Origin of the sequence: Curtobacterium sp. AG1037 (assembly GCF_003349855.1) — a bacterium.
Classification (GTDB): domain Bacteria; phylum Actinomycetota; class Actinomycetes; order Actinomycetales; family Microbacteriaceae; genus Curtobacterium; species Curtobacterium citreum.
Window position 1 is genome coordinate 265,252 of record NZ_QQAO01000002.1, and the last position, 17,633, is coordinate 282,884.

At 73.0% G+C, this 17,633-nt stretch carries 15 protein-coding genes; 6 read left to right on the forward strand and 9 right to left on the reverse strand.

Annotated features, from left to right (window positions below):
• Positions 1-58 precede the first annotated feature (58 nt).
• Positions 59-2,515, forward strand: a complete 2,457-nt coding sequence (locus DEU32_RS03750; RefSeq protein WP_114849386.1) for an ATP-dependent helicase — start codon at positions 59-61, stop codon at positions 2,513-2,515.
• Positions 2,516-2,605: 90 nt separating this feature from the next.
• Here the strand turns inward: DEU32_RS03750 and DEU32_RS03755 are convergent, their stop codons facing one another.
• The 9 genes from DEU32_RS03755 to DEU32_RS03790 all read right to left on the reverse strand — a co-directional run bounded on the left by DEU32_RS03755 (position 2,606) and on the right by DEU32_RS03790 (position 10,305).
• Positions 2,606-3,100, reverse strand: coding sequence for a GNAT family N-acetyltransferase (locus DEU32_RS03755; RefSeq protein WP_114849387.1), 495 nt, complete (start codon positions 3,098-3,100; stop codon positions 2,606-2,608).
• A 55-nt stretch (positions 3,101-3,155) separates the two neighbouring features.
• Positions 3,156-3,791 carry a pyridoxal 5'-phosphate synthase gene (locus tag DEU32_RS03760; RefSeq protein WP_114849388.1) on the reverse strand — a complete coding sequence of 212 codons (636 nt, stop codon included), beginning with the start codon at positions 3,789-3,791 and terminating at the stop codon, positions 3,156-3,158.
• Between the two features lie 18 nt (positions 3,792-3,809).
• Positions 3,810-4,463 (reverse strand): NUDIX domain-containing protein, encoded by a 654-nt coding sequence (locus DEU32_RS03765; RefSeq protein WP_114849389.1) that lies wholly within the window; start codon positions 4,461-4,463, stop codon positions 3,810-3,812.
• The gene (locus DEU32_RS03770) at positions 4,460-6,016 is read right to left on the reverse strand and encodes a nicotinate phosphoribosyltransferase (protein WP_114849390.1); all 1,557 of its coding nucleotides are present in this window, start codon (positions 6,014-6,016) and stop codon (positions 4,460-4,462) included. The genes DEU32_RS03765 and DEU32_RS03770 overlap by 4 nt, the downstream gene beginning before the upstream one ends.
• A complete protein-coding gene (locus tag DEU32_RS03775) occupies positions 6,013-6,849 on the reverse strand; it encodes a phosphoribosyltransferase family protein (RefSeq protein WP_114849391.1) in 837 nt (278 codons plus the stop codon). The genes DEU32_RS03770 and DEU32_RS03775 overlap by 4 nt, the downstream gene beginning before the upstream one ends.
• A gap of 27 nt (positions 6,850-6,876) precedes the next feature.
• Entirely contained in the window at positions 6,877-7,734 is an 858-nt protein-coding gene (locus DEU32_RS03780) for an oxygenase MpaB family protein (protein WP_181819185.1), read from the reverse strand.
• The gene (locus tag DEU32_RS17055; protein ID WP_181819186.1) at positions 7,731-8,099 is read right to left on the reverse strand and encodes a hypothetical protein; all 369 of its coding nucleotides are present in this window, start codon (positions 8,097-8,099) and stop codon (positions 7,731-7,733) included. Before DEU32_RS17055 ends, DEU32_RS03780 begins: the two co-directional genes overlap by 4 nt.
• A gap of 44 nt (positions 8,100-8,143) precedes the next feature.
• Positions 8,144-8,437 carry a hypothetical protein gene (locus tag DEU32_RS17060; protein WP_058741266.1) on the reverse strand — a complete coding sequence of 98 codons (294 nt, stop codon included), beginning with the start codon at positions 8,435-8,437 and terminating at the stop codon, positions 8,144-8,146.
• A 236-nt stretch (positions 8,438-8,673) separates the two neighbouring features.
• Positions 8,674-10,305, reverse strand: coding sequence for a RecQ family ATP-dependent DNA helicase (locus tag DEU32_RS03790; protein ID WP_114849393.1), 1,632 nt, complete (start codon positions 10,303-10,305; stop codon positions 8,674-8,676).
• A 199-nt stretch (positions 10,306-10,504) separates the two neighbouring features.
• On the opposite strand from DEU32_RS03790, the gene sucC reads away from it, so the two are divergent.
• The 5 genes from sucC to purH all read left to right on the forward strand — a co-directional run bounded on the left by sucC (position 10,505) and on the right by purH (position 17,079).
• Positions 10,505-11,674 (forward strand): ADP-forming succinate--CoA ligase subunit beta, encoded by a 1,170-nt coding sequence (gene sucC, locus DEU32_RS03795; RefSeq protein ID WP_114849394.1) that lies wholly within the window; start codon positions 10,505-10,507, stop codon positions 11,672-11,674.
• Positions 11,675-11,688: 14 nt separating this feature from the next.
• Entirely contained in the window at positions 11,689-12,576 is an 888-nt protein-coding gene (sucD, locus tag DEU32_RS03800) for a succinate--CoA ligase subunit alpha (RefSeq protein WP_058741263.1), read from the forward strand.
• A gap of 204 nt (positions 12,577-12,780) precedes the next feature.
• Positions 12,781-14,823, forward strand: coding sequence for a DUF6350 family protein (locus tag DEU32_RS03805; protein ID WP_114849395.1), 2,043 nt, complete (start codon positions 12,781-12,783; stop codon positions 14,821-14,823).
• 31 nt (positions 14,824-14,854) lie between these two features.
• A complete protein-coding gene (gene purN / locus DEU32_RS03810) occupies positions 14,855-15,448 on the forward strand; it encodes a phosphoribosylglycinamide formyltransferase (RefSeq protein ID WP_114849396.1) in 594 nt (197 codons plus the stop codon).
• Positions 15,445-17,079, forward strand: coding sequence for a bifunctional phosphoribosylaminoimidazolecarboxamide formyltransferase/IMP cyclohydrolase (gene purH / locus DEU32_RS03815; RefSeq protein WP_114849397.1), 1,635 nt, complete (start codon positions 15,445-15,447; stop codon positions 17,077-17,079). The genes purN and purH overlap by 4 nt, the downstream gene beginning before the upstream one ends.
• Positions 17,080-17,633 lie beyond the last annotated feature (554 nt).

Here is a 17,633-nt window from a genome sequence, read left to right on the forward strand (position 1 = left end):
GTCCCGCTGTCCATCGACCGCTGCGGCTGTCGGAGGGCGCGCCTAGACTGACCCGGTCATGACGATCGTGCTCGAGCCCTTCGACCAGTCCCCCGAGCCGGGCGCGGGCAACCGCGCCGGCGGGTACGACGACCCCTTCACCGCGGGTCTCAACCCCCAGCAGAAGGAAGCCGTCGAGTACCGCGGCGAGTCCCTGCTCATCGTGGCGGGCGCTGGCTCCGGCAAGACGAGCGTGCTCACCCGCCGGATCGCCCTGCTGCTCGCCAACCGCGAGGCGTGGCCGTCGCAGATCCTCGCGATCACGTTCACGAACAAGGCCGCGGCCGAGATGCGCGAGCGCGTGCAGGCCCTCGTCGGGCAGGCTGCCGAGGGCATGTGGATCTCGACGTTCCACTCGGCGTGCGTGCGGATCCTCCGTCGCGAAGCGGAGCGGTTCGGGTTCCCGCAGTCGTTCACCATCTACGACTCCGCTGACTCCCGCGCGCTCCTCAAGCGGATCATCAAGGAGCTCGAGGCGGACTCGCTCGGGCTGACCGTCGGGGCTGCGGCGTCGAAGATCTCGAAGCTCAAGAACGAGCTGCAGGACATCGACACGTACGCGCGCAACATCAACGCGAACGACCCGCAAGAGGTCATGTTCACCGAGGTGTTCCGCCGGTACACGAACGAGCTGCGTCGGGCGAACGCGTTCGACTTCGACGACCTCATCGGGCAGACGGTGTTCCTGTTCCGGGCGTTCCCCGAGGTCGCCGCGCTGTACCAGCGACGCTTCCGGTTCGTACTGGTCGACGAGTACCAGGACACGAACCACGCGCAGTACGCCCTCATCCGCGAGCTCACGCGACCGGTGCCCGTCGAGCAGGTGGACAAGCTCGAGGACGCCGGCCAGCACGTCGAGCGCATGCGCGAGGCCGACGGGTCGATCGCCCCGGCGTCCCTGACGGTCGTCGGTGACTCGGACCAGTCGATCTACGCGTTCCGCGGGGCCGACATCCGCAACATCGTCGAGTTCGAGCGGGACTTCCCGAACTCGAAGGTCATCCTGCTCGAGCAGAACTACCGGTCGACACAGACCATCCTCGACGCCGCGAACGCCGTCATCGCGAACAACTTCGACCGGCAGGCCAAGAACCTGTTCACCGACGTCGGCGCCGGCGACAAGATCATCGGGTTCACGGGCTACACCGGTCACGACGAGGCCCAGTTCGTCGCGGACGAGATCCAGCGGCTGCACGACGACGGCACGTCCTACCGCGACATGGCCGTGTTCTACCGCACGAACTCGCAGACCCGTGCGCTCGAGGAGATCTTCATCCGCGCGGCGATCCCGTACCGGGTGCTCGGCGGCACCAAGTTCTACGAGCGCGCCGAGATCAAGGACGCGATGGCGTACCTGATCACCGTCGCCAACCCGGCCGACCCGCTGTCGCTCCGCCGCATCCTCAACGTGCCGAAGCGTGGCATCGGCGCGGTGACCGAGACGGCGCTGCAGCGGTACGCCGACGAGCACGAGACCTCGATGCGCGACGCCCTGCGGCACGCGGACGAGCTCGGGTTCGGCCCGAAGGTGCGGACCGCGATCACGTCCTTCGCGGCGCTGCTGGACGACGTGGCCTCGCGCGCGGCGACGCAGCCGGTCGTGGACACCCTGACGCAGCTGCTCGACGGCTCCGGGCTGCTCGAGAACCTGCGGAAGTCGCCCGACGCCCAGGACGCCGCGCGCGCCGACAACATCGACGAGCTCGTGGCCGTGACGCGGGAGTTCCAGAAGAACAACCCCGAGGGCACGCTGTCCGACTTCCTGACCGAGGTGTCCCTCGTCGCGGCGGCGGACGAGCTCGACGACTCGTCGGGCACCGTGTCGCTCATGACGCTGCACACGGCGAAGGGCTTGGAGTACGACGCGGTGTTCCTCACCGGCGTCGAGGAAGACCTGCTCCCGCACCGGATGTCGGCGAACGAACCGGGTGGTCCGAGCGAGGAACGCCGACTGTTCTACGTCGGGATCACCCGGGCCAAGAAGTCCCTCTTCCTGTCCCTGGCGATGACCCGCGCGCAGTTCGGCGACGTCAACGTGGCGATGCCGTCTCGCTTCCTGCAGGAGATCCCCGAGGGGCTCATCGAGTGGAAGCAGTCGCCCGGCATGGCGAACAGCCGCGGTGGCACCGAGCCCCGGGCCCTCAACGCCCGGCGCGGCGGTGGGCTCGGCGGCGGTCCGTCCGGCGGGGGTGGCTACCGCGGTGGTGGCGGCTTCGGCGGCGGGTCGTACGACCGTGCGGCGGCTGCGGCGAAGACCCGTCCCAAGACGGAGTGGGCGAACCGGGTGTCCGGGCAGGTCCGGGACAACGGTGACATGGAGCTCGCCCCTGGCGACCGGATCTCGCACGTCGACTTCGGTCAGGGCACGGTGTCCGCGGTCACGGGCCAGGGCGCGAAGCGCATCGCGGAGATCGCGTTCGACTCCGCGGGGCGCAAGAAGCTCCTCATCAAGATCGCGCCCATCGAGAAGCTCTGACGCCGAGGCGCACCGCCCCGGGGAGCTCGACCCGAGGCGCTCGGCCCGGACGAAGCCAGCGCTGACCGCGCGGACCGCACGGACCGCGCGTCAGCGCACCATCCGGACCGCGTCCATGCCGCTCGGTCCGATCGGCACGTGCTTCGCGGCACCGTCCCGCTCGAAGCCGTTCCGGCCGGAGAAGGCCTCGGCGCGCGGGTTGCCCTCCGCGACCCAGAGGAACGCCGGCTCGGCACCGATCGCGGCGTCGAGCAACGCCTGCCCGGCGCCGGTCGCGTGGTGGGCGGCGAGGACGTAGATGCCCTCGAGCTCTCGGTCCCGCACCGCGGGCTCCTCGCGCCCGGGGCCGGCGGACGCCCATCCGACGACGGCGCCGTCGCACTCGGCGACCACGACGGTCAGGTCCGGCTCGACCACCAGTCCCTCCCAGCGGGCCGCCCGGGCGTCGACGTCGAGCGCGGCGAGGTACGCCGCGGGCAGCAGGTGCGCGTACGCCTCCTGCCAGGCCCGCACGTGCACCTCGGCGATCGCCCGGGCGTCCCCTGCCCCGGCCGGTCGGACGGTCACTGCGCCTGCGTTCCCCATCCACCGACGCTACCGCGCTCTGCGGACGGTAGCGAGCAGAGCGTGAGTGCCCCCGCTACGGCTGCAGCCGCGCCGCGTCCCAGCCCTCGCCCGCGCGGACGTACTGCAGCCGCCGGTGCATCCGGTCGCGGCTGCCGTGCCAGAACTCCACGACCTCGGGCTCGAGCCGCCACGCAACCCACCCCTCCGGGCGCGGGACGGCGTCGTCGGTCTCGGACAGGAGCACGTTCGCGTCGTCGATCAGGTCCTGCAGGGTCCGGGGCTCGAGCACGGCGGACTGGTCGGCGATCGCGGTCGCGGCGCGGGACTTCGGCGAGCGGTCGGCGAACAGCGCGTCGGACTCGTCGTCGGAGAGCTGCACCGCCCGGCCCTCGAACCGGAGCTGCTGCATCGTCTCGCGCCAGTACACCTGGAGCGCGGCGTGCGGGTTCTCGTCGAGCTGCCGCCCCTTGGGACTGAGCGTCGAGGTGCCAAACACGAGCCCGCGGTCCTCGAGCCGTTTCACGTCGACCGTGCGGGCGCTCACCCGGCCGTCCGCCCCCGCCGTCGCGAGGGTCATCGACATCGGCTCGGACACGTCGCGCGAGGCGGCGTCGTCCAGCCACTGCCGGGCCAGGTCGATCGGGGACGACGGCGGCGCGTCGAACTCGGGCAGGTGCAGGGAGTCGTCACCGGACAGCGAAGCGGACATGGCACCAGCCAACCGCGCTCAGTCCGTCCACGTCCAGGTCGCCGGGGGACGTCCGCCCCGCGTGCCCGTCGTCGCGGGTGCGGTGGCCCGCACGAGCGCCGGGTTCGTCCGCAGGGAGCGGTTGAGGTTGCCGGCGTCTGGTGCGCTGCCGTGCAGCGCCGCGTGCAGCTGCGCCGCCGCGGACGTCGGGAACACCTCGCCGAGCAGGGCGCGCGTCAGCGGGACGTCGCGCCACAGCCGGGTCCGCACCTGGTCGACGGCCGTCCGGACGATCGCGTCGTGGTCGAACGGGAGGCGCGGGTCACCCTGGTCGGGTCGCCGCCAGACCGCGGGCGGTGCGTCCACCACCGGGTCGACGACCGCCAGGAACGCGATGCTGATGGCGGTGTCCCGCGGGTCGCGGGACGGTCCGTCGAACGCACCGACCTGCGCGAGGTGCCGGACCGCAGCCGCGTCGATCCCGGTCTTGGTCCGCAGTGCGCGTTGCGCGCCGTCCACGAGGCGTTCCGCAGCGTCCAGGAGCACGCCGGGGAGTGCCTCCAGGCCGGCGAACGGGTCGTACGCCCGCCGCGCGGTGGCGACCCGCAGACCGTCCGCCGTCGTGAACGACACCGGGACGACGTCGATCGCGATGAGCGGTTGGTCGCGGGCCACCGTGGCGGCGTCGGTCACACCGTCGCCCGGCGGGCGGCCCGGGCCGCCCGCTCGGTGCGGAGCACCTGTCGGACGTCCGCGAAGGACTGGTGGACCTGGAAGCGGCCGTCGATCCAGACCGGCTGGAGGAGGCTCGTGGCCTCGTCCTCGGGCGTGGCCTGGTCGGTCTGGCGGATCTCGCCGTCCGCGTCGCGGTGCAGCGCGATGCGGCCCTTCGCGCTCTTCTTGCCGCTGCCGGTCTTCGGGTCCTTCTGGATGTCGACCGGCTGGCCGTCGACGAGCGCCCACGTCGCCTTCACCGCGCTGCCGAGGTTGTCGCGGGTCATGTACTGGTACGTGTACGAGCCGATGCCGAGCACGATGTTGTCGCTCGCGTAGCCCTTGGCGGCCAGGCGCTCGTAGATGCGGCGCGCACGGTCGAGCGTGATGCTGTCGCCGTAGATCACGCCGATGTGCTGGTCGAGGACCTTGTAGCCCTCCGCGTTGACGGTGTGACCGAACAGCTCGTCGAGGAGCTCGACGACGCCCTTCTCCTCGTGGGTGCGGCCGTCGCGGAGGAGTTCGTCCCGCGGGACGCCGTGCACCGTGCCGGTGACGATGTCGACCGGGTCGCCCGAGTCCGGGCGGATGACGAGCTTGCCGTCGCGGGCCGTGATGCGGTCCTTGAGCTGCGGGAGCGTCTCGGTGATGACTTTGAACAGGTCGAAGCCGTCGCTCACCGCCGAGACGATGCCCGTCGGGTAGACGTCGAGGATCTGCTCGAAGGTCTCGAGCTCGCCGTCGGCGCCCCGGACGCACATCACGCTGTGCTCGGTGGCGGGCACGCTCGCCGCGACCCAGCCGTTGTCGCCGGGGTAGTAGCGGTCGATGAAGTCGAGCGAGGGCATCGAGTCGGTGCCGAGGAACGAGAGCAGGTGCCCGGCACCGCCAGCGGCTGCGGACTCGATGCTCGACTGCCCGCGGAACGAGAAGTCGTGCGCGGCGAAGTCGATGCTCGCCGGGTCGGCGCCGGTGCGCTCGGCCCACTCCTCCATGAGGTCGCGGTAGGCCAGGGCCTTCGTCGCGACGGTGGACGGGTGCCAGATCGAGGCGGACAGGGCGGTCTCGATGTAGTTCGGGAGCCAGAAGAACTCGTCGACGGTGTTCTCGACCGTCAGGGTGGCGACGCCGATCGGGGCGAGGGTGCCCTCCGGGAGTGCGCGGATCTCGAGCGGCAGGTACCCGAGGCGGTGCAGGGCGCGGACGTGGTCGACCCCGATGTGGTTCGGGCCGAAGTAGCCCTGCAGCGCCTGCTCGAACAGGTCGGCGACGGTGTCCTCGTCGGCGGCGAAGAACGGCTCCCACGCCTCGACGAGGTGCCGCTGCACGAAGGCCTGCAGCCCGAAGACCACGGCGTGCGTCGACTCGGGCATGTGCGCGTTCGAGCGGTTCGTCCAGTTGATCAGGATCCGGGTCGTGCCCTGCGGGTAGACCTGCCGGTGCGAGTGCTTGTAGCCGTCGACGGCGAGCAGCGGGGCGATCGGGCTCGCGGTGGTGGTGCGGGGCTCGAGGCCCGTCGTCGTGGTGGTCATCGGATCTCCTTCGTGAGGTAGGGGCTGAGCGGGACGGTCCGGAGACCGGGGACGGCGTTCTGGGCCGGGTAGCTGTCGGTCGTGACGATCTCGCCGAAGTGCTCGGCGAGCTGCGGAGCCCGGCCGGAGAACACCCCGTGTGAGACCCAGAGGCCCAGGCGCTCCTTCGGCAGGCCGGTCGAGCCGGCGAGGCCCGTGAACGTGCCGCCGCCGTCGCAGATGTCGTCGACGACCAGGAACCGGCCGTCCGCCGGGAGTGGCTCGCACGTGAAGCCGTCGAGCTTGCCGGTGTCCGGGTTGCGGTGCTTCTCGGCGCGGTACAGCGGCAGCCCGCAGGACTCGGCGACCGCGGTGGCACGGGCGACCGCACCCTTGTCCGGCGCGATGATCCCCGTGTACGCGTCCCCTTCGACGTCGAGCACGGCATCGCGGACGACCTGCTCGCTCGTGACCACCGTGAGGTTGTCGACGAGGTCGACGATCACGGGGGAGTGCGGGTCGAAGGCGATCACCTGGTCGATGTGGAAGCCGTTGAGGACGTCCGCGTAGACCTTCGCGCCGAAGGGGAGCCCGCGGTCCTGGCGGGCTCCGGGCAGGTACGGGACGAGGGCGACGGACCTGCTGCCGCGCTGCCGGACCGCGTCAGCCCACATGCCGAGCATGACGAGGTCGTCCCCGTTGGTGCCGCGCAGGGTCGCGATCTCGGTGGTCGCCCCCGCGTCGGCGTCGTCCACGATCTTGACGTGGGCTTCACCGGCGGGGAACCGCATGGTGGAGAACGTCGGTGTCGTCGGTGTGCCCTGGGCGTCCCAGGTGCTGAGTTCGACTGCCATGACCCGACCGTACCACGGTAATTGTCGCTAGGACAAGAACTGGTCCGGCCGTACCGCGAGGTACCGGGCGGCCGTCCGGTGCATCGCGCGCAGCAGCAGGGGCCCCGGGAGCCGCAGGAGTGCCGCCGGCACCATGCGGCGCACACCCCGGACGAGCCGGACGGCCCGTCGGAAGCGCCGCTGTTCGCGCGGCCCCCAGGGGAACCCGTACGCGGCGCGGAGAGCATCGGGCAGCATCCCGACCGTGACGGTCCGCACGAGCGGCATCGCGGCCCGCACCCACGCCGGGGCGAAGCGCGGGTGGAGGAGGTCCCGGACGATGCCCCTGGCGTCGTCGGTGACGGTGAGCGTCGGCAGCGTCGCGGCCCAGTACCGGTCGAAGTCGGCGACGTCGCGGAACCAATCCGTTGCTGGCACCCGCAACGCGGTCGCGATCGGCGCGTAGGCCGCGAGCACGTCCTCGGCCCGGTCCGGACCGGGCGGGTCGCCGAACAGCTCGTGGGCGCGACGTGCGGAGTCGAAGAGCGTCGCCGCGACCCACAGCTGGCGCTCGACGTCGTCCGCGCCGGCGACGGGCCGGTGCGCGTGCTCGACGAAGGCGGTCGCCACGGCGGCGTCGGCGTCCGTGCCGATCACGACGGCGGAGACGAACATCAGGGTGTGGGCGAGCCGCTGCTGCGGTCGCCGCGCGAAGTCCGAGTGCCGTCGGACCCCCGCTGCGACGACCGGGTCCGCGATCTGCAGCAGGATGGCGCGGCCGCCGGCCGCGACGGGCGTGCTGTCGGCCAGCCAGTCCCGCAGGGCACGGTCCGCGACCCGGCCGGTTGTCGGCCGGGAGGCACGCCACCGGCCGTGCGCCGTGCCTCCAGGCCGTCGACCGGTCACGTCGCGGACCCGCGCCCGCGCGCCCGCAGCACCGGGACCACGTCCAGGAGGACGGCGGCGACGAGACCGACGCCACCGGCGACCGCCGCCGCGGCGACGCGGGCGGCGACGGCGTCGCCGGTGGCGGAAGCAGACGCGAGCAGGGCAGCGACGAGCCAGATGGCGGGGAGCGGCCAGGTGCGGGTCGGGCAGCCGGTCAGGAGGGCGATCGCAATCCCGGCGACGGTGAGCGGTACCCACGTGGCCGGGCCGTCCCCGCGGACGAGCGTGTGCGCGCCCGCGGCCACCAGCAGGAGCGCGGCGAGGGTGAGCAGCCTCGCGACCGCAGGGACGCGGCGGACGGCGGCACGGACACGGCGGAGCACGGGCGGCAACCTACCGTCCCGTGCTCCGTCGGTGCCGTGCTGCGTCAGAGCGGCTTCGTGCCGAGGTCGCCGCCGAGGTCAGGACGGTCCTCGTCCTCGTCGTGCTCCCAGAGGTCCGGGGAGCCCTCGCGCGGGGCGCCGCCCGTGGGGCCGTCGTCCGAGCCGTCGCCGACCTGCGGCTCGACGGTCTCGCCCGCGACGGCGTCGTTCGTGACGGTCTCCAGGGACTCCTCGGACTCGTCGACCTCGTACGGCCCGACGTGCTCGCGGTCCACGTCGTCGGCGCGGCGCTCCTGGGCGTCGAAGTCGTCGACGGGGCTGATGCCGGGGTCGCTCATGGTGGCTCCTTGTCGTTCGCCCGATCGGGCGCGTTCGGTGGTCCTCCTGTGTACGCCGGACGCCTGACGGGGCGTCCGGGATGCGCACTCGGGGCCCGGCTTCGCGTCGCGTTCACCCGGCGGACACCTCCGGGACACGGACGCGGGGCACACTCGCCGTGCTCGGGGGAGTGGAGCGCGGTCGCCGACGGGTGGTCGAGCGACCGCGCCTTCCCCCTGTGCTCGGCGTCCCGGGTTCAGACCCGCTCGAGCAGGTGCCGCTCCTCGACGTCGGCCAGGGCCAGCGTCTTGTACCCGGCCGACTCGAAGAAGACGGTAACCCGGTCGTCCTCGGTGCTCATGACGGTGCCGTGGCCCCACTGCGCGTGCTCGACCGCCGACTCCGGCGGCCAGACGTCGTCGTGCGCACCGTCGGCGCCGTGCGCCCCCTGCTCGTAGGCGCTGCCCGACGTGCAGGTGTCGCAGTTCCCGCAGGGCTCGGCGAGCTCGCCGCCGAAGTAGCCGAGCAGGAACTGGCGGCGGCAGCCGGTGGTCTCGGCGAACCGTCGCATCATCGCGATCCGGGACTGCTCGACCTGCTCGCGCTCCTCGGCGCGGGTGGACGCGCGCTTCGCGGCCTCGGCGGCCGAGTGCGGTGCGTCGGCAGCGCGGACGATCCCGTCCGCGCCGTCGTCGAGCACGCCCGCCTCGACGAGGGTGTTCACCGCACGGCCCGCGGTCCGGGTCGACAGGCCGGACGCATCGGCGAGGGCCGACCGGGCGATCGAGCCGTCCGCGGGGACCGCGTCGAACACGGCGCGGAGCGACGCGGGCTTCGGGGTGCCGGTCGCGAAGAACCGGCGGAGGCCGAGGTCCTCGGCGCGGTAGTGCAGGGTCGCGGTCGCCGGGGCGCCGTCCCGTCCCGCACGGCCGATCTCCTGGTAGTGCGCGTCCACGGACTCGGCGACGTCGGCGTGCAGCACGAAGCGGACGTCCGGCTTGTCGATGCCCATGCCGAAGGCGCTCGTCGCGACGACCACGTCCACCTCGCCGTCGTGGAAGGCGTGCAGGACAGCGTCGCGGTCCCGGACCCGCATGCCCGCGTGGTACGGCCGGGCGTCCTTGCCGCGGGCGCGGAGGGCGTCGGCGTACTCGTCGGTCTCCTTCCGGGTCGCGACGTAGACGATGCCGGTGCCGGTCGCGGCTGCGGCCTGCTCGACCACGGCCGCGCGCTTCTCGTCGGCGTCGGCGTAGCGTTCGACCTCGATGCGGATGCCCGGGCGGTCGAACCCCGCGGACAGCACGAGCGGGTCGCGCATGCCGAGGCGCGCGACGACGTCCTCGCGGACCGGGGCCGAGCCCGTCGCGGTGAGGGCGAGGACCGGCGGACGGCCGAGGCGCTCCGCAGCCTCGCCGAGGGCCAGGTAGGCGGGGCGGAAGTCGTGCCCCCACGAGGACACGCAGTGCGCCTCGTCGACGGCGAGCAGGGACACGCCCGCCGCGGCCAGTCGCTCGACCACGTCGTCCTTCGCGAGCTGCTCCGGCGCGAGGAACACGTAGCGGACGTCCCCGGCGGCGATCGCGTCCCACGCGTCCTCGACCTCGGCGGCCCGCTTCGTCGCGTTCACGGCCACGGCACGCGGGGCGTCCGGGTGCCGCTGCAGTCCGACGACCTGGTCCTCCTGCAGGGCCACGAGCGGGGAGACCACGACGACGAGCCCGTCGAGTGCGAGCCCGGCGACCTGGTAGATCGCGGACTTCCCCGACCCGGTCGGCATCAGGGCGAGGGCGTCGCGGCCGGCCAGGACGGCGTCGATGACCGTGGCCTGGGCGTCACGGAGGTCCCAGCCGAAGACGTCGGCGGCGCGGGTACGGAGTGCGGTGTCCATCGGAGCCACCGTGCCCGGGGGCGGCTGGAGGTCCTCCCCGCGTGGCGCGTCGCGGCCATCCGGATCAGCGCACCGGGTGTCCACGCTGCGGCAGTAGGGTGGTCGCGGCCGTTGTCTCGACATCGAGCGACCCTCGACGTTGAGTGCGCGACCCGATGACCGATGCCGATCGCACGAACCGTGCGGGAAGAAGAACAGCGTGGATCTTTTCGAGTACCAGGCCAGGGACCTCTTCGAGTCCTACGGCGTCCCTGTGCTGCAGGGCATCATCGCCGACACCCCTGAGGAGGCGAAGGCAGCGGCCGAGAAGATCGGCGGCGTGGTCGTCGTCAAGGCCCAGGTGAAGGTCGGCGGCCGCGGCAAGGCCGGCGGCGTCAAGGTCGCGAAGACCCCGGACCAGGCCTACGAGCACGCGCAGGCGATCCTCGGCCTCGACATCAAGGGCCACACCGTCCAGCGGGTGATGGTCGCCCAGGGCGCCGACATCGCCGAGGAGTTCTACTTCTCCGTGCTGCTCGACCGGGCGAACCGCTCGTACCTGTCCCTCGTCAGCGTCGAGGGCGGCATGGAGATCGAGCAGCTCGCGGTCGAGAAGCCCGAGGCGCTCGCCCGGGTCGAGGTCAACCCGTTGACCGGGATCAACAAGGAAGCCGCGCTCGACATCGCCCGTCAGGCGAACTTCCCGGCGGAGCTGCAGGACCAGGTCGCCGACGTCTTCGTGAAGCTCTACGACGTCTTCGCCGGCGAGGACGCCACCCTGGTCGAGGTCAACCCCCTCGTCCGCACGGGCGACGGCCAGATCCTGGCGCTCGACGGCAAGGTCTCGCTCGACGAGAACGCCGACTTCCGGCACCAGGAGCACGCGCAGCTCGAGGACACCGCGAGCGAGGACCCGCTCGAGGCCAAGGCGAAGGCCCACGGCCTGAACTACGTCAAGCTCGACGGCCAGGTCGGCGTGATCGGCAACGGCGCGGGGCTCGTCATGTCGACCCTCGACGTCGTCGCCTACGCCGGTGAGCGCCACGGCGGCGTGAAGCCCGCCAACTTCCTCGACATCGGCGGCGGCGCTTCGGCCGAGGTCATGGCGAACGGCCTCGACGTCATCCTCGGCGACCCGCAGGTCAAGAGCGTGTTCGTGAACGTCTTCGGCGGCATCACCGCCTGCGACGCCGTCGCGAACGGCATCGTCGCCGCACTCGGCATCCTCGGCGACGCGGCCACGAAGCCGCTCGTCGTGCGCCTGGACGGCAACAACGTGGACGAGGGCCGTCGGATCCTGGCGGAGGCCGCGCACCCGCTGGTCACCGTCGCCGCGACCATGGACGATGCGGCCGAGCAGGCCGCCGAGCTCGCCGCGGCCGCGGCGTAAGGAGCACCAGAGCAATGTCGATCTTCCTCAACAAGGACTCGAAGGTCATCGTCCAGGGCATCACCGGCGGCGAGGGCACGAAGCACACCGCGCTGATGCTCAAGGCCGGCACGAACGTCGTCGGCGGCGTGAACGCCCGCAAGGCCGGCACGACCGTCACGCACGGCGACGTCGAGCTGCCCGTGTTCGGCTCGGTGCGCGAGGCCATCGACACCACCGGTGCCGACGTCTCGATCGTGTTCGTCCCGCCGGCGTTCGCGAAGGACGCCGTGATGGAGGCCATCGACGCCGAGATCCCGCTCGTCGTCGTCATCACCGAGGGCATCCCGGTGCAGGACTCCGCCGCGTTCTGGGCGCACGCCAAGGCCCTCGGCGGCAAGACCCGCATCATCGGCCCGAACTGCCCCGGCATCATCACCCCCGGGGAGTCGCTCGTCGGCATCACGCCGGCCACGATCACCGGCAAGGGTCCGATCGGGCTCGTGTCGAAGTCCGGCACCCTGACCTACCAGATGATGTACGAGCTGCGTGACCTGGGCTTCTCGACCGCCATCGGCATCGGCGGCGACCCGGTCATCGGGACGACGCACATCGACGCGCTCGCCGCGTTCGAGGCCGACCCGGAGACCACCGCGATCGTCATGATCGGCGAGATCGGCGGCGACGCCGAGGAGCGTGCGGCCGACTACATCAAGGCGCACGTCACGAAGCCGGTCGTCGGCTACGTCGCGGGCTTCACCGCGCCCGAGGGCAAGACGATGGGCCACGCGGGCGCCATCGTGTCCGGTTCCGCGGGCACGGCCGAGGCGAAGAAGCAGGCCCTCGAGGCCGCGGGCGTGAAGGTCGGCAAGACCCCGTCCGAGACGGCCGCGCTGCTGCGCGAGGTGGTCGCCGCCTCGTAGGCGGTCCGGTCACCCGACCCCAGGACGGACGGGAGGCACGGTGCGGGCTGGCACCCCTCCCTCGCAGGCTCGGTCGGCGCGCCCCGCGCAACGCTTCGCGTTGCCGCTGAGCGGGGCGCGCCCGTCCGTCCGTGGTCGCGTGGATGTCCACCGGCACCGCGCGGCTCGCCCGCGCCGGCCCGGGCGGCACGTACCCTGGCCCGGATGAACCGCCTGGGAACCGCACTGCTGGCCGCCGTCGAGGCGATCGTGACGGTCGGCGTGGGCATCGGCATCGCGCTCGTCCCGCTGACGCTCCTCTGGGGTTTCGAGTACGGCCTGCAGGTCGACTGGGACGTCTTCTGGAAGGCGACCGGCAGCGTCTGGCTCGTCGGCCACGGTGTCGACGTGACCTTCCGGCTCGGTTCCGCGGTGGCCGGCGCGTCCGGGGTGGACGGCGCCGCCGCCCCCATCCACGTGACCCTCGCGGCGCTCGGGTTCGCGGTCGTGACCGCCTGGCTCGGCGGTCGGGCCGGACGACGGTTCGCCGAGACCGAGCACCGGACGACGGGCCTGCTCGTCGGCACCGGGGTCGTCGCGGCCCTCGGGCTCGCTGTCGCACTGTCCTCCCGCTCCGCGGCCACCGACCCCACCGTCTGGCAGGCCGTCGTGCTGCCCGCGCTGTGGTTCGCCGTCCCCGCCCTCGTGACGTCCGAGGTCTGCCGCGTGCGCCGCGGGCTGCCGGCGGACCCCCTGGCCCGTCGGGTGCTCGCGCTCGTCGACCGCATCCCCGGGCGGTGGCGCATGCTCGCCGGGTTCGGGCTCCGCGCGGGCACGGCCGCCACCGCCGTGGTCGTCGCCGTCGCGGCGCTCGTGGTCGGGCTGGTCCTGCTCGCCTCGTTCGCCGACGTCATCGCCCTGTACGAGCGCTCGCACGCGGGGGTCGTCGGCGGCATCGCGCTCACCGTCGGGCAGCTCGCGTTCGTGCCCGACCTGGTCGGCTGGGCCACCGCGTGGCTCGTCGGACCCGGCTTCGCGATCGGCACCGGCTCGAGCGTCTCCCCGATCGGCACCGTGCTCGGCCCGATCCCGGGCCTGCCCGTGTTCGGCGCGCTCCCCGCGGCCGGCCACACCTTCGGTCTGCTCTGGGTGCTCGTGCCCGTCGTGGCCGGGTTCGTCGTCGGCGGTCTGCTCCGGCCGCGGCTCGTGCGGGCGCTCGGCGCCGACGACTCCGCGCTGCACCGGGCGCTCGCCGGGGTGGCGACCGGCGTGGTCGCCGGGCTGCTGACCGGAGTGGCCACCGGGCTGACCGCCGGGTCGTTCGGGCCGGGTCGTCTCGCACAGGCGGGTCCGGACGGACTCGTCGTCGGGCTGTTCGCGGCCCTCGAGGTCGGCGTGCCCGCGGTCGTCGCGCTCGCGATCGGCAGCGACCTCGTCCGGCTGCCCGAGCGCGGCTGGGGCCGGGAGCGCTGGCACGAGGCGGACGACGACGTCCCGACCGACGGGACCGGTGCCGACGCCGCTGACGATGCGCGTGCCGGCTCGCTCCTCGCGGCCCTCGACGACGCCGGCGGCGGACGGTCCACGCAGTCGCACCGGTTCGTGGTGCACGAGGCGCACGACGCCGCCACCCGTGCCGCGGCGGACGACCACCCGACCGAGCCGATCCACGACGACCCGGCACCGGCGGACGAGCCGACGCCGGTACCGGCTCCGACTCCGGCACCGGCACCGGCACCGTCTCCGTCTCCGTCACGGGAGCCGTCGCCGGGGCCCGAGCCGGAGTCCGACGCGGTGCCGCTCCCGGCCTGGGCGCGCACGGACGCCGTCGCGGCGGAGCGCATCGAGCCCGCTCCGTCGTCGCAGGGGGCGACCGTGCCGTCCCGCGGCGGTGTGAGCAGCCTGCGCGACCGACTCCGGGGCGCCGCCGACGGCGTCCGGAGCCGTGCCGGGGACCTGCGTGACCGCGTCACGGGTTCGGACGCCGACCGCCCCGGGGGCCCCGGGGACGAACCGCTCCCGCACGCGCCGGGCACCGAGCAGCAGCCCGCGTTCCCGTGGAGCACCGAGGAGTTCGTCGCCAGCCGGCACGACGACACCGGCACCGACCTGACCGGCACCGACGTCACGGGCACCGACGTGGGCGCCACGGGATCGGCCGACACCGCGGAGCCTGCGCGGTCGGCCCGCCCTCCGCGCTGGGACACGACCGACCAGATCGCCGAGGACGAGCTGCCCTGGTGGCGCCGTCCGAAGCACGACGCGTAGTCCGCCGCGCACCGCCGCTAGGCTGGTCCCCGTGCTCGAACTGGTCGTCCTGATCTCCGGTACCGGGTCGAACCTGCGGGCACTGCTCCAGGCGACCACCGATGCCGAGTACCCCGCACGCGTCGTCGCGATCGGGGCCGACCGCGACGCCGAGGGCCTGGGGCTCGGCGAGGAGTTCGGCATCCCGACCTTCACGGTCCCGTTCTCCCGCTTCGCCACGCGCCAGGACTGGGGCGCCGAACTGGCCGCCCAGATCCGCCCGTGGTCGCCCGACCTGCTCGTGCTGTCCGGCCTCATGCGCCTGCTCCCGCACCAGGTCGTGTCGGAGTTCGCCCCCGCCATCATCAACACCCACCCGGCGTACCTGCCCGAGTTCCCCGGGGCGCACGGCGTCCGGGACGCGCTCGCGGCCGGGGTCGACCAGACCGGCGCGAGCGTGATCCAGGTCGACGACGGCGTCGACACCGGGCCGATCCTCGCCCAGGAGCGCATCCCGGTGCTGCCGGGCGACACCGAGTCGACGCTGCACGACCGCATCAAGCCGGTCGAACGCCGACTCCTCATCCAGACGATCCTCGACATCGCCAACGGCACCACCGACCTGAAGGGCACCCCGAGCGCATGAGCGTGCACGCCGCCGACCCCAGCCTCTACCGCCACCGCGACGTCGTCCCCGTGCGGCGCGCGCTCGTCTCGGTGAGCGACAAGAGCGGCCTGCTCGAGCTCGCCGAGGCCCTCGCCGACGCCGGTGTGGAGCTCGTCTCGACGGGCAGCACCGCGCAGACGATCCGCGACGCCGGGTACGCCGTGACCGACGTGTCGAGCGTGACCGGGTTCCCGGAGTCGCTCGACGGCCGCGTCAAGACCCTGCACCCGGCCGTGCACGCGGGACTCCTCGCCGACCTGCGCCTCGCGTCGCACGAGCAGCAGCTCGGGGACCTCGGCATCGCGCCGTTCGAGCTCGTCGTCGTGAACCTGTACCCCTTCGTCGAGACGGTGGCCTCCGGCGCCGACGCGGCCACGGTCGTCGAGAACGTCGACATCGGCGGCCCCGCGATGGTCCGGGCGTCCGCGAAGAACCACCCGAACGTGGCGATCGTCGTCTCGCCGTCCTCGTACGCCGAGGTCGTCGAGGCCGTCCGCGCCGGCGGGACGACGCTCGAGCTCCGGAAGCGCCTCGCCGCGCAGGCCTTCGCCCACACCGCCGCCTACGACACCGCCGTGGCGTCGTACTTCGCGACCGACGTGGTCGAGCAGGCCGCGGCACCGACGGTCGACGGCGACGTCGTGACCCCCGGCACGTTCGACGACGAGCTCCGGCTGCAGGCCGAGCTCCGTGCGACCCTCCGCTACGGCGAGAACGCCCACCAGGCGGCCGCGCTGTACACGACCCCCGACGGCACGGGCATCGCCCAGGCGACCCAGCTGCACGGCAAGGAGATGTCGTACAACAACTACGTCGACGCCGACGCCGCCGTCCGGGCCGCGTACGACTTCGACACCCCCGCCGTCGCGATCATCAAGCACGCGAACCCGTGCGGCATCGCGATCGCCCCGGCCGACGCCCTCGACCCGATCGCCTCGGCGCACGCGGCGGCCCACGCGTGCGACCCGCTGTCGGCGTTCGGCGGTGTGATCGCGGCGAACCGCCCGGTGACGAAGCAGATGGCCGAGACGGTCAAGGACATCTTCACCGAGGTCGTCGTGGCCCCCGGCTTCGACCCCGAGGCCCTCGAGATCCTGTCGCAGAAGAAGAACATCCGCCTGCTCACGCTGCCGGCGGACTTCGCGCTCGCCGAGCACGAGGTGAAGCAGATCTCCGGCGGCTTCCTCGTGCAGGACGCCGACCGCTTCGCCGGCTTCGACCAGTCCACGTGGGACCTCGTCGCGGGGGAGCCGGCGGACGACGCGACCCTCGCCGACCTGGCCTTCGCGTGGAAGGCCAGCCGTGCGGTGAAGTCGAACGGCATCCTGCTGGCCGACCGCGGCGCGAGCGTCGGCGTCGGGATGGGCCAGGTCAACCGGGTCGACTCCTGCCACCTCGCCGTCACGCGTGCGGGCGAGCGGGCCGCGGGGAGCGTCGCCGCTTCCGACGCCTTCTTCCCGTTCGCCGACGGCCTGCAGGTGCTGCTCGACGCCGGGGTCCGCGCGGTCGCCCAGCCGGGCGGCAGCGTCCGCGACGCCGAGGTGATCGCGGCGGCGCAGGCGGCCGGCGTGACCATGTACTTCACGGGCGAGCGCCACTTCTTCCACTGACCGACGCCGACGCGGACCGACGCCGAGCATCGCCGACCGACGCGACCGGACGGAATCGACACCGCGTCCAACAACAGGGATCTTCCTCGGATCCGTTGCGCAACACGTCCGCCCAGGAATAGTCTGCAAGGCTCCGCAACAGGTGCTGACGATCCCCGACGGATCGGCGGCAGCGCGGACACAACGGTGACGAAGACGACGACTGGAGTGACGATGGACACGACGACCGGCACAGTGGCGACGGCTGCCCGGACGGGTCTCGTGTCCCTCGTGGGGACCACTCCCGCTCCGCGACCCCGGTACCGCGCGCGCATGCCGCGACGGACCCCGGCCGCGGCCGCCGTCTAGCCAGGCCCCTCCCACGGCCCCGTGCCAGACGACCGCCGTCGGCGAGCACGGACCACCCGCTGAGAACCCGGGGGACCACTGCGTCCCCCGGTGCCCTCCGGCCCGGTCGACGTCACGCGACGTGACGGCGACGGCGCGCGACCACGCGCCCGGCCGACGACCACCACGCAACGCCCACCGTGCCTCCCGGCCGGACCGCCACCCAC

Excerpts from the sequence above, each read along its gene's own strand:
- DEU32_RS03790 (WP_114849393.1), bottom strand. The coding sequence starts at position 10,305 with ATGGACACCGCACTCCGTACCCGCGCCGCCGACGTCTTCGGCTGGGAC.
- purH (WP_114849397.1), top strand. The coding sequence starts at position 15,445 with ATGAGCGTGCACGCCGCCGACCCCAGCCTCTACCGCCACCGCGACGTC.
- DEU32_RS03805 (WP_114849395.1), top strand. The coding sequence starts at position 12,781 with ATGAACCGCCTGGGAACCGCACTGCTGGCCGCCGTCGAGGCGATCGTG.
- DEU32_RS03750 (WP_114849386.1), top strand. The coding sequence starts at position 59 with ATGACGATCGTGCTCGAGCCCTTCGACCAGTCCCCCGAGCCGGGCGCG.
- DEU32_RS03760 (WP_114849388.1), bottom strand. The coding sequence starts at position 3,791 with ATGTCCGCTTCGCTGTCCGGTGACGACTCCCTGCACCTGCCCGAGTTC.
- DEU32_RS17060 (WP_058741266.1), bottom strand. The coding sequence starts at position 8,437 with ATGAGCGACCCCGGCATCAGCCCCGTCGACGACTTCGACGCCCAGGAG.
- sucD (WP_058741263.1), top strand. The coding sequence starts at position 11,689 with ATGTCGATCTTCCTCAACAAGGACTCGAAGGTCATCGTCCAGGGCATC.
- DEU32_RS03755 (WP_114849387.1), bottom strand. The coding sequence starts at position 3,100 with ATGGGGAACGCAGGCGCAGTGACCGTCCGACCGGCCGGGGCAGGGGAC.
- DEU32_RS03775 (WP_114849391.1), bottom strand. The coding sequence starts at position 6,849 with ATGGCAGTCGAACTCAGCACCTGGGACGCCCAGGGCACACCGACGACA.
- DEU32_RS03770 (WP_114849390.1), bottom strand. The coding sequence starts at position 6,016 with ATGACCACCACGACGACGGGCCTCGAGCCCCGCACCACCACCGCGAGC.